Annotated in this window: 16 protein-coding genes; all 16 read right to left on the reverse strand. The window is 28.0% G+C overall.

Annotated elements, in window-relative coordinates; all coding sequences use genetic code 11:
• Nucleotides 1-55: 55 nt before the first annotated feature.
• The 16 genes from rffA to bsdE14_RS00500 all read right to left on the reverse strand — a co-directional run bounded on the left by rffA (nt 56) and on the right by bsdE14_RS00500 (nt 16,818).
• Complete coding sequence (rffA, locus tag bsdE14_RS00425) at nt 56-1,195, reverse strand: dTDP-4-amino-4,6-dideoxygalactose transaminase (protein ID WP_264847939.1); 1,140 nt, start codon at nt 1,193-1,195, stop codon at nt 56-58.
• 53 nt (nt 1,196-1,248) lie between these two features.
• Nucleotides 1,249-2,382, reverse strand: a complete 1,134-nt coding sequence (locus bsdE14_RS00430) for a glycosyltransferase (RefSeq protein ID WP_264847941.1) — start codon at nt 2,380-2,382, stop codon at nt 1,249-1,251.
• Nucleotides 2,372-3,556, reverse strand: coding sequence for a glycosyltransferase family protein (locus bsdE14_RS00435; protein WP_264847942.1), 1,185 nt, complete (start codon nt 3,554-3,556; stop codon nt 2,372-2,374). Before bsdE14_RS00435 ends, bsdE14_RS00430 begins: the two co-directional genes overlap by 11 nt.
• A complete protein-coding gene (locus bsdE14_RS00440; RefSeq protein WP_264847943.1) occupies nt 3,557-4,927 on the reverse strand; it encodes an O-antigen ligase family protein in 1,371 nt (456 codons plus the stop codon). It abuts the gene before it with no gap.
• A 14-nt stretch (nt 4,928-4,941) separates the two neighbouring features.
• Entirely contained in the window at nt 4,942-5,709 is a 768-nt protein-coding gene (locus bsdE14_RS00445) for a CDP-alcohol phosphatidyltransferase family protein (protein WP_264847944.1), read from the reverse strand.
• A gap of 5 nt (nt 5,710-5,714) precedes the next feature.
• A complete protein-coding gene (locus bsdE14_RS00450) occupies nt 5,715-7,145 on the reverse strand; it encodes a flippase (RefSeq protein WP_264847945.1) in 1,431 nt (476 codons plus the stop codon).
• Entirely contained in the window at nt 7,132-8,238 is a 1,107-nt protein-coding gene (locus tag bsdE14_RS00455; RefSeq protein ID WP_264847946.1) for a zinc-binding dehydrogenase, read from the reverse strand. Before bsdE14_RS00455 ends, bsdE14_RS00450 begins: the two co-directional genes overlap by 14 nt.
• Before the next feature lies 1 nt (nt 8,239).
• A complete protein-coding gene (ispD, locus tag bsdE14_RS00460) occupies nt 8,240-8,932 on the reverse strand; it encodes a 2-C-methyl-D-erythritol 4-phosphate cytidylyltransferase (protein WP_264847947.1) in 693 nt (230 codons plus the stop codon).
• Nucleotides 8,933-8,939: 7 nt separating this feature from the next.
• Nucleotides 8,940-9,839 (reverse strand): glycosyltransferase family 2 protein, encoded by a 900-nt coding sequence (locus bsdE14_RS00465; protein WP_264847948.1) that lies wholly within the window; start codon nt 9,837-9,839, stop codon nt 8,940-8,942.
• Nucleotides 9,840-9,854: 15 nt separating this feature from the next.
• Nucleotides 9,855-10,505, reverse strand: a complete 651-nt coding sequence (locus bsdE14_RS00470) for a hypothetical protein (protein ID WP_264847949.1) — start codon at nt 10,503-10,505, stop codon at nt 9,855-9,857.
• A 20-nt stretch (nt 10,506-10,525) separates the two neighbouring features.
• Nucleotides 10,526-11,923, reverse strand: a complete 1,398-nt coding sequence (locus tag bsdE14_RS00475) for an ABC transporter substrate-binding protein (RefSeq protein WP_264847950.1) — start codon at nt 11,921-11,923, stop codon at nt 10,526-10,528.
• Between the two features lie 24 nt (nt 11,924-11,947).
• Complete coding sequence (locus bsdE14_RS00480) at nt 11,948-13,345, reverse strand: sugar transferase (protein ID WP_264847951.1); 1,398 nt, start codon at nt 13,343-13,345, stop codon at nt 11,948-11,950.
• Between the two features lie 207 nt (nt 13,346-13,552).
• Nucleotides 13,553-14,473 carry a UTP--glucose-1-phosphate uridylyltransferase GalU gene (gene galU, locus bsdE14_RS00485; RefSeq protein ID WP_264847952.1) on the reverse strand — a complete coding sequence of 307 codons (921 nt, stop codon included), beginning with the start codon at nt 14,471-14,473 and terminating at the stop codon, nt 13,553-13,555.
• Nucleotides 14,474-14,640: 167 nt separating this feature from the next.
• On the reverse strand, nt 14,641-15,408 hold the full coding sequence (locus tag bsdE14_RS00490) for a tyrosine-protein phosphatase (RefSeq protein ID WP_264847953.1): 768 nt from the start codon (nt 15,406-15,408) through the stop codon (nt 14,641-14,643).
• A 51-nt stretch (nt 15,409-15,459) separates the two neighbouring features.
• A complete protein-coding gene (locus bsdE14_RS00495) occupies nt 15,460-16,134 on the reverse strand; it encodes a CpsD/CapB family tyrosine-protein kinase (RefSeq protein WP_264847954.1) in 675 nt (224 codons plus the stop codon).
• Between the two features lie 12 nt (nt 16,135-16,146).
• Nucleotides 16,147-16,818, reverse strand: coding sequence for a YveK family protein (locus bsdE14_RS00500; protein WP_264847955.1), 672 nt, complete (start codon nt 16,816-16,818; stop codon nt 16,147-16,149).
• Between the last annotated feature and the right edge of the window lie 5 nt (nt 16,819-16,823).

The following is a 16,823-nucleotide window of genomic DNA, read 5'->3' on the forward strand; positions in this document are numbered from 1 at the left end:
AAATTATCACCTCTAATAAAAATAAATTGTCCTAAAGGACAATTTATTTATAATTTTACTTAAGCAATAAATTTTTTATATTTGAAATAACATAATCAACTTGTTCATCTGTCAAATCTGCATACATAGGTAATCTTAAAAGAGTTGCACCTATTTTTTCGGTAATTGGTAATTGTCCCTTTTTATATCCCATCTTCTCACCAACAGGTGCTGTATGAAGTGGAAGATAATGGAATACGGCAGTAATACCAGCTTGTTTTAAATTTGCCATTAGATAGTCTCTTTGTTTTTCACTTTCACATAGTATGTAGAACATGTGATAGTTTGACTTGCAAAAATCAGGTATTATAGGTAGCCTTATTATACCTTTATCTTGTAACTCCTTAAGACCCTCATAATAACGGTTATAAACCCTTTCTCTTCTCTCAAATATTTCATTCTTTGCTTCAAGTTGAGCATATAAAAAAGCTGCTAACATATCTGAAGGAAGATAGCTTGAACCAATATCTACCCAAGTATATTTATCAACCTGACCCCGATAAAACTTACTTCTATCAGTACCCTTTTCTCTTATTATCTCAGCTTTTTCAACTGCTAAGGCATCAGCTGAGTTAATAGATATTGCTCCGCCTTCGCCACAAACATAATTCTTTGTTTCGTGAAAACTGAAACAACCATAATCACCAATCGTACCTAAGTATCTATTTTTATATGTTGAGTATAGTGCCTGTGCAGCATCTTCGCAAACCATTATATTATTTTTTTTCGCAATATCCATTAAGCTGTCCATATCACAGGATACACCTGCATAATGAACTGGAAAAATGGCTTTTGTTTTATTAGTTATTTTTCTTTCAACATCATCTAAATCAATATTTAATGTTTTTTCATCTATTTCTGCAAAAATAACCTTGGCTCCCCTTAAGAGTATAGGATTAGCTGTAGAAACAAAAGTATAAGCTGGGCAAATAACTTCATCTCCCTCTTTTAATCCCATTTGTATAGCTGCCATTTCCAAAGCATGAGTACAAGATGTAGTTAAAAGAATTTTATTTGCAAATAGAGTCTCTTCCAAATATTTATTAACTAACTTTGTATATTTTCCATCTCCACAAATCTTACCAGTATTTATACAATCTTCAATATACTTTAATTCATTTCCAGTAGTGTATGGAATATTAAATGGCACTTGCATTATTAACACCTCGCTATTTAAATTAATTCTTTTATAGTATACCTCTTATATTTCTAACTATCAATACCTAGTAGTTTAAAACATAAATGTTCATACTTTTTAGCTATCTTATCTGCTGCAAAATTATTATAAAGTTTTATCTTTGCATTAGCCCCCAAGTTCTTAGCCTTGTCTTTATTATTTATTAAACTCTCAATAGCTTTTTCTAATTTACTTGCAACTTTATTTTTATCATTAACATCTATAAGAAGCCCTTCATTACCATCAGAAATGAACTCATCTATTCCCCCAACATTTGTTGAAATGATTGGTAAGCCCACAGCCATAGAACTTAAAACTGATATTGGAGCCCCGCCTTCCCACATGGATGGCATAACATAAATATCCATTTCAGATAGCGCGCCATATAAATTATTAGTATATCCTTTAAAAAATATCCTATCATGAAGATCATTTTCACCAACAATCTCTCTTAAATGACACTCTAGTTCCCCGCTGCCATATATATATAGTAAAGCATTAGGATATTTATTAGCTATGGACTTGAACGCTTCAATTAAATATTCCTGTCCTTTTTGTGGGTGTAACCTTCCAGCAGTACCGATAATAATTTTATCCTTACTTTCAAAAGGTAGTGTCTTTATATTTTGGGGAATTTCATTTACATCTATTAATGAATTTATAACTTCATACTTTTCTTCATCAATGTTTTGATACTTAATGCAGTATTTTTTTACACCAACTGCTTCAACAATAATTTTATTGGTGTATTTATTGCTAAGCTTCTCATCAAAATGCATAAGGATTTTATCACTTAATGTTGTTTTTTGCCTATAATCATCTTGATTTAATATTGTAGAAAGCAAAACCTTGCATTTTCCTATTGCCGCAGTTCTTCCAAACAAGTCTGCCCTAAGCAGAATAGTATTTACAACATCAGGTTCAATTTCAGTAATCAATCTTTTTAACTTCCATACAATAGAAATATCTATAAAACTTTTCATATCAAACACAAAAGTTTTAACCCCTAAATACTCTAATTCCTGCTGAATTTCACCATTGTTATATAAACAACATGCATAAATCTCGAATTTAGATTTATCTAAGTATTTTACTAAATACTTTAAATAATTACCTGGACCATCTTTTTGAAATGTGGTTATTATAAAAAGGATTTTAATTTTCATTAAAAATCTCTCCTAATTTTTCATCTATTGTTTTAAATCGTTGTTCCCATGAATTTTTAGAAACAACAGTGTCACTAATCTCTTTATTACTCTCTGAGGCTATAGCTTTCGAAAATTCGTCATAGGACTTGCAAATATAAATATAATCATCAAAATCATGAATATCTGGTAAATCAACAGATACAATTTTCTTCCTTGAAGCAACATATTCCAACATCTTTGTTGGGTATACTCCTCTAGTAAACTCGTTTACTTTGTATGGTATTATACAGACATCGAAAAAATTTATATAATATTTCAAATCTTCATAGTTTCTATAACCAAACAATTTTACATTTCCTATATCTTTTAATACATTTACATCAATATCTACTTTTCCTACTAATGCAAAGCTAAAATTTGGATTTTCTAATGCTAAATATTTAATAAGTTCTAAGTCAATAGAGTGATGGATTCCTCCAATATATCCTACTATTTTACTTTTAAATTCTTTAAATTCATTTGATATTTCCTTATATCTTTTGCTGTCTTTCTCTTTATTAGTTAACTCAAAATCAGCTAAGTTAACACCCTGAGGAATTCTAGCAATTTTATTAATTCCATCATTCATAAAATCATTCATAATTGTTATAGAATCGCAAAAAATATAGTCACTTACATTTGATAGCTCTTTTTCAAATTCTAAAACATAATAAGGTAGACCACTTACCCCTCTTAATCTCTGGACATTGTCATAAACTATTTTGGAATTTGAATATTTTTTATGATAAATCATAAAATCATTTATGACGTCTGAAGGATAATATGTCCACAATAAATCAGCACTCTTATCAAAATATTTTTTTTCTAATTTTCTAATTTGATGTTTTACTAAAATAGAATTTATAACTCTAAAAAATCTGTATTTATGTATAGGTATAATAAAAATATCTTCACTTTTCAGGTTTTCATTTTCTAATTGTACATTCTTTTCTTCTTTAAATTCTTTTCTCCCCTTAAACCTACTTACAACCTTTCTAATCATGTCAGAAAATTTATGGTTTATATTTCCCACTGGATTAATCCAAATAATCTTATTATTATTTTCTGAAAAATACTCCATAATATGATGCTGTCTTTCCTTGTTTGAAAAGGTATGAAGGGTGGCAAAACAAATAATATTTTTGTTATTCATTTAAAACACCTCATTCCTTTTAAACTCCTCTAGATACGTTGCATAAATTAGATTAATTGTAAACCATACAACATAAACATTAAATAGACCTATGAAGAAATATGCTGCTAATATTGAGTACAGCACTACCTTGTATGAATAATCATAGTTAATATTTTGGCTTATTTTTTTGAAAGCAACAATAACAAGTAAAGTGAAAACTGCAAAACCTAATATTCCATTTTCAGCATATAACTGCAAATAAGAATTATGCATATCTCGAGGATAATTAGTTCTTTTATAAAATCCTGTATTGTACTTGGCATTATCGTTACCAACACCTAAAAGAAGTGTTTTAATATTTTTTGTATTCATTGTTAAAGAATCTCTCCAAACCTCCATTCTCTCATTTGAGGAAATTCTTTTTTGTTCTATTACAGCTGAAAACTTTTTATATACAAATGGTGATATTAGTAAAAACAACAATATTATTGGAATTCCAAACCTTAACATATACTTTTTATTAAAATATTTTTTAATGCTAGTGAAATTAATAAATTTATATCTAAAGATTAATAGTATCCCAAAACCAAGCGCAATAAAAGTTCCAAAAGATACAGTTAATATAAATGCTAAAATGCAAATTGGAATAATCGCTTTTTCAAATTTATTTAAAGACTTAAACTTTGAGATACTTATTAAAATACCTGGCAAGATAAATGATGCATAATAATTTGGATCTTCTGAAAAATGTAATCTAATAAAGCTTCCTGTTGGAATTACATTAAAATACTGATCCCATACATTAAAAAATTTCAATAAAATTAATAAAGTAATTCCCAATATACTAAATACTAATGAGGACTTTATAAATAATTTGTCTGTTATAAACTTTCTTTTCTCGAAGTCAATAGATAGATAATAAATAGCTAAAAATAGGTAAACTGCTATAGCAAAAGCAAAAACAATAATTATTCTATAGGAATCCCACTTATTTATTGAATTCAAGGTTGAAGAAACAAACATAATTAAAACTAGTATCACATTTAGAAAAAAGTATTTATCCTTTATTACAATTTTTGCTTTTCTTACAATATCCAATCTTTTAATTTTAAATATGATTTGTGATAAAACTAAAACAAGAAATAACACATGGTTTACTCTAATATAGCTATATACCACAAAGTTAAATTTAATTAAAAAGCTAAACAATATGAATACTATAGCTGCATCTATTGGCTCATAAATACTTATTATATAGAAGGATAGTAAGAATACTACAAACAGTACAGCTTTAATATTATCATTAAACACATAATTAAAGTATACTGGCGATATACCTAGTAAAAACAATAATAACACTATAGCTGTTGATTTTAAATTTTGTTTCATTCTATATCTCTCCATTAGTTCATTTTTTTTACGGTCTTATAAAGCAAATATAACGCTAATAGTGTATATAACGCTACATAACCAAGATATAATAATAATACAATTAACTTGATTGGATAAATTAAATCAACTATAAAGACAACAGTTAAAATAACTACTAATACACTATCATCTGCTAATATATTAATTATTGTTTTTAATATAGATTTTTTCTTTATAGAACTTTTTTCATTATTTTCACTTATTTCATTATCAACATTATATCTGCTGTTCCCAGCATTTTTAGTTTTTGATATTGTTAGATAATATAAGTCCTCAAATAGTCTCAAATATATCATTATCAAGAAACTAAAAAATGATAAGTATAGAAGGAACTTATTTGAATATTGTACATAATTGTAAATGCCTAATCCCATTAATATTCCAGGATTAACTATATAGTGACCTAGTGAATCAAGATATATTCCAAATATACTTGACTTCTTCCTATACCTAGCTACTTCTCCATCTACAGCATCGAGTATTAACCAAAAATGAAGTAAAACAACACCAATAAGAGCATAACTAGATTTTCCAAAGAAGAGTAATCCATCTCCTATAGCACCAATAACAATAAATGAAAATGTAACAAAATTAGCAGATAAATTAGTAAATCTAACAATTAAGTAGGTTAAATATATTGATATATACCTAGAAAAATAAATACCATACCATGATTCACCTGCTGAATGAATTACTGGTTTTTGACATATCGTTCTTAAATCTTTTATGGTTTCTTTCAAAACAATCACTTCCTCTTAACTTCATTATAAGTATTTACTAATTCTTCCCTTGAGAATATTTTCAATGCAAAGCACGCAATACAAGCAATTACTAATACAATCATGCCCTTTATAAATATGTTGGACAAAATATAATTTTTAATAGCTATATCTGATACAACTATTACTGCTGCAAACATAATTAACTTTAATATATTAATACCAATTGACTTGTAGTCCATTTTATATACAACATAAAAGTGAATAACACATAAAATAAAGTTTGTTATCAAAGATGCATATGCTGCACCAATATAGTCATACTTTGGAATAAGCAGAAGATTGAAAGAAACATTTATTATACTGCCTATTACTACTATATAAAATCTTACTTTTTGCTTATCAACTGAAGTTAGCAGAATTGCTGGCACATTACCAACAAATCTTAAAACAACAACAAAACTTAGTATCATTAATATAGGTATTGCATTATCATATTTTGTCTTATACAGAATTCTTATAATTTGTTTACTGTTTAAAAATGTTTCTGCCGCAAAAAAAACACTTACAATCCACATAAGTTTCAAACATTTATCGTACATTGACTTCAACTTATCCTTTGAATCATGATATCTAGACATAACAGGCATCATAACACCCATAATTGTATCAGTAACTATCATTAATGCAATAATAAGTCTTGTAGCAGACTGATAATATCCAACACTCTCATTACCCTTAAATTGTGAAATTAAAAGCGCATCAATTTGAAAATATATAAAACTAAATAGCTGATGAAATCCAAAAGGCATTGCTCTTCTAAATAATCTATTCCACTTATCAAGTTCAATTGTAAAAGCAGAGGTAATATTCTTCTTTTTAAAAATAATGATACTTGCTATTACAGCTGCTAGCCTTGCAAGTAGATATGCTATGGCAACATACATTATATTTTTAAACATGTATAATGCAACTAAACATAAAATTATTAGTAAACTTTGGAGCAGTATATTTAGGTAAGTTTCATACTGCATCATTTCTAAGCCCCTAAACACATTACAATAAAACGCGAATAGGGAATTAAACATATAGGCAGCACCAGTTAAATACACAAGATATACTACATTTTTGTCGTAATGCATAAAATTAATTATTATGCAATTAGAAACTAAAAATAATATAGATAAAAACAACTTAAATCCATATACATGTGGTAGATACTCATTAAGTTTGTCTTTATTTCTTGCAATATCAACAACAATTAATGTGCTTAATCCGAAGTCAGCTACAATTAGTAGTAAATTTGCATAGGATTGAGCAAATGTAAAATTACCATAATCTATTGGCAAACTATTTCTTGCTATTAAAATAGTTATAATAAACCCTGAAAACATACTAAGAAAATTAGTTAAAAACAAAAAAAATGTATTTTTTACGATATTTCTATTTTCGCTCATACAGCTCTCCTTCAAATGTCAACATAATTTTCCCCCAGTAATCCTTGCTAGCAGCAAAATCAAAGGCATCCTTCAAAACTTCTATAGAGTCAACCTCAAATCTTCTTTCACAAATAACTTTACTTAACATATCTTGAAAAAGCTTAGCTCTCATATATTCCAAAATTACTGGATATGAATGTCGTGTACTCCTGCTACTTCCTTTAATAGTAAGTCCCTTCTCCAATACATCTCTCATATTTATAGCGACGTTTTGCTCACTTACTCCCATTGAAACAATAGATCCACCTCGTCTAACAATATCAATAGCATAATTAATTGCATCACCCATGTTGTTTCCACCAACGCACTCAAAAACGTAAGTAGGATGAAATGAAGCTGCATCATAAAATGGTTCGTCGCCTCGTATATTTAATTTTTGTGCAAATTCAAACATATTCAACTTTGACTCATCTGTACCGATAATTAGCAAATTATTTGTAGGAATTTTATATATAAATGAAAGAACGCAATACATTAAGTACCCAACAGGTCCATCACCAAAAACAACTATTCTTTCATCCCCATTTATTTTAACTTTTTTTGTTGCTTCATAGCTAACTGTTACTAACTCACTTAATGCAGCGATTTCACTTGGTACATCGTCGGGAATTTTTACTACGCATTCCTTAGGATGAACTATAAACTTTTGCATTAGTCCATCGTAACCGCTAGATATAAATATCCCATTTTCGCAATAATTCTCTCCTACTTCTTCCAGCTCACAGGCTATACAACATTCCTTTTGTTCTTTTCTATCTAAAACATAGCCTGGTATATTAGGTACTAATACTACTCTATCATTTTTGTTAAAAGCAGCATTACTTTCCTCTACTATACCAATGCCTTCATGTAATAAAGCCATTGGTAGCTTTTTCTTTAATGCTTCTGGCCTTCTATTTCCTGTATAATATCTTAAATCTGCAGCACAAATATAGCAAAGTGTGGGCATCACAACAATATCATTACTATCAATTTTTATATTTTTATCTCTCAGCTCAAACTTATATGGTTTTGTAAGTTGAATCACCTTATTTTTTAGTTGGTTATTCATACTAATTACCTTCTTTTCCAAATAATTTTTTAAATAGTTCTATGTCTGATTGAGTTGTTAGTTTTATGTTATCATAACTGCCTTCAACTATTTTTACTTTTTGTCCTATTCTAAGCACCAATTTAACATCATCGGTTGTATCAGTAAAATTATCGTTTATAGCAGCTTCATGAGCTTTTTTTATAATTGAATATTTAAATACCTGAGGAGTCTGACCATTGTACAACTCTTCTCTTCGCGGAATAAAATCTATAAATCCATCTTTTTCTTTAACTATAGTATCAGTAGCTTTTACGCAAACATCAACTGCTCCATAATCTGCAGCTTCTAAGATTGATTTTTTAATTATATCCTCAGTAATAAATGGTCTTACAACATCATGTATTACTACTATATCAGCATTTTTATTACTTAAGTGTTTTAATGCCATATAAGTTGATTCCTGACGACTACTGCCACCTTCTATAACAACAACATTTTTATTAAATTTAACTTTATTTAATATCTCTTGTGCTTTACTTATATATTGCTTATTCATAACAATAACTATTTCATCAATCATACTGCACTTATTAAATTTATCAACAGTATATTCCATTATTGTTTTGTTATTAAATGTCATAAATTGTTTAGGTAAATCGATATTCATCCTTAAACCAGAACCTCCGGCTAAAAGTACCGCATAAGTTTTCATATTATCACTAACCTTTCGAACCTACTCTTTTCTCTTTAACAATCGCATTTTTTAAAATGTTTATACAACCAAGCAAAGTTATGCCAACATATACTACAAAATTTACAATAAAGTTATGTTCAGACTTATTATATTTGTTATAGAAAATAATCATGGCTCTGTAGAACTCGTATGTTGCTTTTACACCTAATTGCTTACTTGATTCGCCTTTATAGTGAATTATGGATCCTACAGGACAATATCTAACGAGATATCCTTCCTTTTTAGCCCTCATGCACCAGTCCATTTCTTCTCCATACATAAAAAAGGTCTCGTCCAGATAGCCGATTTTATCTATAACTTCTTTCTTCATCATTAAAAATGCTCCTGAAACAGAATCCACATCACAGAATTCTTCCTCAGAAACGTAGGTAAGATTATACTTCGTAAACTTTTCATTATCTTTCATTAATTTGCTAATGCCAAATAGCTTGTAAAAAGCATCCAATGGCCTTGGTGCCATTCTTCTACAAGCTAATTGTAGAGTACCATCAGTATTAAGTACCTTACATCCTGCAACCCCAATCTTTTTATCATTAAATAAACAATTATATACATCGAATATCACATTACTACTTACAAGAGTATCAGGATTTAACAAAAGAACCGCTTTACCATTACATATCTTTATTGCTTGGTTGTTTGCACTAGCAAATCCTTTATTATCTTTATTTTCTATTAAGTGAAAATTATCTTTTGATAGAAACTCATTTTTTAGCATTTCACAACTATCATCAGATGAATTGTTATCAACAACATAAATTTCATAATTTCCTTTTGTATTATCGTAAACAGAATTTAGACAATTTCTTAAAAGCTCTTTTGCATTCCAATTTACAATTATGATGCTTATATCTATATTTTGCATAAAAAAAGACCCCTCTTACTTCACACTTTTATTTTTGTACATTATAATCTTAAATTTATTATTTTTAGGATTAAGTAAATTTAAATTAACTTTGAACTCGGTCTTTTTTAATTTATCATATCCAGATACAAATGTACAGTTACTTATCAATGATATAGGGTCAGATACTAAATTTACTACTTCCCCTGTATAAATATTACTGTCTTTTGTAAAATAGGTTCCATTATACTTAAAAATAAATTTCTCGTTACTGTTATTTAATACTAAATCATCAATACTATACAGTTTTCCATTAACAGATATTTTGATATCCATTGTATCTCCTCTTGAATAATCATCCCTGTTCAAAATACTGTACAAGGACATAGTATTGTTCTCTGTATAGTTTAAATCCCTCAATTTAGAAGCAAATTCTTGGATATTTAGATTATCAATTAAAAAAAGAGATTTGTCCTTATTAGGACTATTTTTAGTAACTAAAAAGTAATTAAATGTAGAATTATTATACTTAAAAAATTTGTCATTTAATTCAATATCAAATGAAGCTACTTCTTTATTTGATTCAATTGTATTCGATTTATTTTCCATTTGAGTATTTTTCAAAAATAAATAGCTAAATACTAAAATAAATGCTAAAGCTATAATATGTTTTATCTTTAATTTCATTTTTTTCTCCATTCAATTGCCTAAAAATGATTTTTAATATTCTTAATTATAGTATCCTCAACAAATTCATAATTTGAATTATTATAAACTTTATTACTTTCCTTAACTATTTTCTGTTCATAGCATAATGGTCTAATTAAGTTTTCATTAATCATAAGTTCACTAATCTTCTTTCTTTCCTCTGGCTTAACCTTTTGTCCAAATACACTATCTAAATCATCAATTCCTTTAATTGAACTAATATAATTTGTCTTAATAAAATTTAAAATACTATTGCTCTCACTACTCTTAAATAATATTAAATCGTAGGTATTATCCAATTTTTTAATAACAGCATTTTCAAATTCTATACTATCTAATTCTACAATTTCAAATTTTGTTTCATTTCCAAATTTATTAACTATATAATTAATAATTGTTTTTGATTTTTCATCTTCGCCATCAATTAAAACTTTTATATTATCATTAAACTTGGCATTTTTGTATATATAATCATTTTTGTTATCATAAAATTCATAACCAGGATCATCCTCAAAGTAAATTGAATTTGTTTTATTAGCAATATTTATATCCTTATAAACACTATTAATCAATTCACCCAAATTGATTTTTTGAATAAATCCCTCTCTTTTATCATTTTCCTTAAAAGCAGAAGTTCTATCATTAAAGGCCAAATAATAAATTGTATTAACATAAACTGGCTTCAAATTATATGTGTTCATTTGTGAAAATTCATTTTTATATTTACTTGCATTAACTAGTTCATAATCACAATTATTATCATTTCTAAAATTAATTTTTGTATTTTTAACCTGAATTTCTACGCCATTCACATATATTCCTATCATTTTTGTATCTTTAATTGTTTTAATACTCTTAGTGTTCAAATTGATACTTCCGCTAAACTCCTCAGGATAAATGTGCTGTTTTGATAATTCTTCTATAAAATTATCATCTTGTTTTTTTAAGACAAATTTAAGTTTGCTATTTGATAACTTGTCAATAGTACTAATATTATCAAAGTTTTTAAAATTATCATGTCTTTTGAATTTAAAAGAGCTTATTACATCGTCTGCATTTATAGTATCATTGTCATTCCATTTAAACTCTTTATTCAAGTCAATCTCATATTCTAACTTATCATTACTAACTACTAATTTATCATTTATGCCTTTTTTTATTTCTCCAGTTTTCTTATCTTTGGTGATCAAAGTTTTATAAAAAAAATCATTTAACATACCAGAGATATAATTATCGTTTTTGCATAAACTTAATTCTGAAATTTTAAGGTTATCAACCTTTACATTAACTTCTTGCATTTTCTTATTGTCTATTATCTTATTTATAGCTAAGAATCCAGATGAAATGATAACTAGGAAAACTAGTACTAATAAAATACAAAGCTGTTTTTTTTTCATTGTTAGCTCCCTTTCTAGATACTTTTACCTTATATGCTCTCGATCTACTGTTATTTCTACGTTTAAATCTACAAGTATTTCTTCTAAGCTTTCTTCTTGCTTTAATCCTTCTGTGCTTTCCTTCATAAATACTATTTTTACTGTCTGCACTATAAGTTTTAAATCCAATAAGAATGAATAATTTCTAATATATATAATATCGTACTTTACTTTGTCTTCAGCTGTAGTATTATATTTACCTAAAACCTGTGCAAGTCCAGTTAGTCCCGCTTTAACCAATGTCCTGTACTTATAGTCTCGAATTTCAGTTTTAAACTTATTAACAAAAAACGGTCTCTCAGGTCTTGGCCCAACTATACTCATACTTCCAGCTAAAACATTAAACAGCTGAGGAAGTTCATCTAATCTCGTACTTCGTAATAGCTTACCAAGCTTTGTAATTCTTGGATCATCTTCTCCAGCAATAACCGGTCCACTTACCTTTTCAGCATCTTTTATCATTGTTCTAAATTTATAAATATTAAAAGTTTCTTCACCATAGGTTACTCTTTCTTGCTTGTAGAATATACTTCCATTATCTTGGAGTTTAATAGCTATAGCAACAAACAGCATTATAGGTGAAGCAATTATTATTCCTATCAAAGAAATAATAATATCAAAAGTTCTTTTTAAAATTCTCTGTTCAATTGTTAATCCAAGCTTTTTTACTTTTAATACTGGTACATCATCTACTCTGTTAAGTTTAGAACTTATTAATCCAATTTCGTATATTCTAGGAATAATATATAAACTCTTTCTGTCATCAATGCATATATCTATTATTCTATTTCTAAATTCATCATTTGCATCTTCACTTAAGAAAACAACATCACATTCCTCTATATAGTTCCATAGATTTACAGAATTAATATCACAAATATATTTTACATCATAAATATCTAGTTGTTTTAGCAGCAATTTTTTTGCTAGCCTTTCTGCATTACTGCCTCCAATAACAATTGTTGGTTTTCTACCATGTGAGCGTCTTTTAAGTTTCCAAACAATGCTTCTCCACATTGACAGAAACAAGAACTGAATAATGGAACTTATTACAATTACAGTTCTAGGATAAGAAAAAGCTCTTAAAAAGAAACTTATAGCCATTGTGGAAATAAGCAATGTAATTACAGTAAGAAATACAGAATAAATCATTTCAGTAAGTGATTGCTTTAATATATCTCCTAAACCATATACAAACATAAAAATTAAATAAACAATTATTATAGCAGGAAGGGATATAACAAATGCATCATAATTAAATTTTGGAATATTAAAGCTAAATTTAACCACATAGGCTAAATAAATAGATAAAATAATTAGTAAAATATCTATAACATAAACACCTATTTCATACAAACTAGTAACAAAGTTCTTATTCTTCATATATTACACCTCACTAATAATTGGATAGCCTGTTCAATATTTTCAATTAAGTATGTTTTTAAATAACAATGCTACAAAACATTTATATTTTAACATAAATACCGACAAAAAAAAACTAAAAATAAATAAAAGGTCTGTAAATCTCATTTATATGCTATTTTTATTATTAACATATTATAAGATTTACAGACTTCTTATGTCACAAATTTATTTGTTTTTTTCTTCATCACATTCAAGCATATCGTTCATTTGTTTAAAAATAGGATTATTCTTCATTGATAATAAATATTCCATAAATGGCTTTTTGATATCTTCTCTCTTAAGAGCAAATTCCACTGTTGCTTCTAGAAATCCGAGTCTGTCCCCTACATCATATCTTCTTCCTTCAAAATTGTAAGCATACATAGCTTCACCGGTTATTAATGTACGTAGAGCATCAGTAAGCTGTATTTCTCCACCTTTTCCAGGTGCAGTAGTTTCAAGAACATTAAAGATTTGTGGTGTAATTATGTATCTACCTAATATAGCAATATTCGAAGGAGCTTCTTCTACTTTAGGTTTTTCAACTAAGTCCTTAACCTTATATACCCTGTCTTCAATATGCATTCCCTTTACAATACCATACTTAGAAACTTCTTGAGATGGTACTTCTTGAACTCCTAGTATAGTTGTTTTATACTCGTTATAGCATTCTATAAGCTGCTTTAAACATGGTACTTTACTATCAACCACATCATCACCTAACATTACTGCAAATGGTTCATTGCCTACAAAAGTTCTTGCACAGCTTATTGCATGTCCAAGTCCTTTTGGTTCCTTTTGTCTAATGTAGTATATATTTGCCATATTTGATATATCTTTAATCATACTTAGCATTTCATCCTTGCCGTGTGAAGCAAGTTCATTTTCTAATTCTACAGATTTATCAAAATGGTCTTCAATAGCTCTTTTATTTCTACCTGTTATTATAAGTATTTCTTCTATTCCAGACGCTACTGCTTCCTCAATTATATATTGAATAGTTGGTTTATCAACTATTGGAAGCATTTCTTTAGGTTGAGCCTTAGTTGCTGGTAGAAATCTTGTACCTAATCCAGCTGCAGGAATAATAGCCTTTTTAACTTTCATAAAAATTTCTCCCTTCATAAGTTTTCAAGAAAATTATATCCTAAAATATCAATATTTACAAATCCAAGTTTATTATTGCTCTAATTTTTCAAAGTAATCATAAAAAAACACTAATTTAAGAAGTTAATCTTATATTAGTGCTGCTTTAATAATTAATATATAACTGATTAAGAAAACATTTTAAAAAAACTAAATCTCTTTTTGATTTTAATTATCTCTGGAATATTAACACTTCTATTATTTATAATATTAAACTGATTTTCTTCAATCCAATTAAATAAATCTTTATTTATTTCTTTAATTATTCCATATTCCTTTTTCATCATTGTATTTCTACCGGAATTATTATGAGCATCACTTCCAACAAGATGGACCATATTTTTCTTAACAAGAAGCTCCGCAAATGCTTTAACATCTTTACCATACAAACCATTAAGACTTCCTGAAGTTACCTGAGTTAACGTACCTTGATCAATCAAATTTTCTAACAGCATTATATTATCTCTAAGCTTTGAATTTCTTTCAGGATGCGCTAAAATTGGAGTAGCGCCCATTAATCTTAATTCGTAAAATACTTCCTCTGTATATAACGGAAAGTGATTCATAGGTAATTCAATTAGCAAGTAATTACTATCATTTATTCCCCATACTCTCCCAGACTTATATAGCTTTGGAAGTTCAGGGTGTATATATAATTCTAAACCATTCAATATCTTAACATTTAAATCTTTTATTTTGCTTATTTCTTTTAAATTATTTAATTTTTCGTCATAATTTAATCTCTCAATTTCTGATTCACCCGCTATAAAATGAGGAGTAGCACAAATGTATTCAACTCCATCATTGAATGACATTTCTAGCATTTCGATAGACATGTCCAAATTTTTTGACCCATCATCTATATAAGGAATAATGTGACTATGAAAATCTATCATTATATTATCTCCATATTCTTATAAAATTAGATATAGCGTTCTATTTAAATTTTATTCATAACTATAGTAATAATATCCCGTGTATGAACCCTTTGTATCAGCAGGCATCTTATTCATAACAACTCCTAGTATTTTCCCTCCAACTTTTTCAATTAACTCTTTTGCTCTTACTACTGCTTCCTTCTCTGTAGTACCATACGCAGTAACAAAAAGAACCCCATCTGTTAGAGTTGAAAGTATTTGAGAATCTGTTACTGCTAGTACTGGTGGTGCATCTATTAGTATTACATCAAAATGCTCTTTAAGTTCTTGTAGTAACCCTTTCATTCTTTTACTTCCTAAAAGCTCCGCTGGATTAGGTGGTATAGGTCCACTAGTAATTATATATAAATTTGGTACACCAAGTAACTGAAGACATTCTTGTAAACTCTTTTCCTTCGATAAAAGAGTTGTGAGACCATTTTTATTTGGAACACCTAATTTTCTATGAATTGTAGGTTTTCTAAGATCACAATCTAATAATACAACCTTTTTTCCACTTTGAGCCATTGTTACTGCAAGGTTAACCAACACAGTGCTCTTTCCCTCACTTGGCTGGGTTGAGGTTACTACTATTGTTTTTAATTCATTATCAAGAGACGAAAATTGTATATTTGTCCTTAAAGTTCTAAAAGCTTCTGCTACGACAGACTTAGGGTTTTTCAATGAAATTACATCATTTGCCATATTCAAACCTCCTTATTCAAAATCTTTTATGTTTGGAATAACACCAATAACTGGTAGTCCAACTAGTTTTTCTATTTCTTCTGCAGATTTAACTGTATTATCTAAATATTCAATTATGAAAACTACACCAACAGAAAGCATTAAACCAATAAAAAAAGCTATTGCAATATTTAATAATGGTTTAGGACTAGCTGGTCTAGTAGGTAATTGTGCATTATCAAGCATTTGAACATTATCAGATTTATTAACATTATAACTTACCTCTTTTAATGACTTTGCAAGTTGATTCGCAATATCCATAGCTTGCTTAGGATCCTTTGATTTCACTGTTATTGTAAGAAATTCTGTATCCCCCATTGGAGAAACTGATATCATTGATTGTAAAGTTTCAACCTTCATAGTTAAATTCATTTTATTTATAACATTTTCGGCCACTGTTCTGGATTGTGCAAATTGGCTATAGGTTTTTACTAGCTTTTGGTACATCATAACATCATTATAATTTGTCTGATTTGCACTAGATTCAGTTTTAGGTTTGCCTATTATAACAGATATGTCAGCTTTATACGTTGGTTTAATTACGAAAAAGCTAACTACAGCACTTGATAGTGTTGTGATTAAAGTAATTAACACAATTAAAGTCCATCTTTTTCTAAATATTTGTAAATATTCATGCAGTTCCATTTATT

The sequence above is a fragment of the Clostridium omnivorum genome (assembly GCF_026012015.1).
Taxonomy (GTDB): Bacteria; Bacillota; Clostridia; order Clostridiales; family Clostridiaceae; genus Clostridium_AX; species Clostridium_AX omnivorum.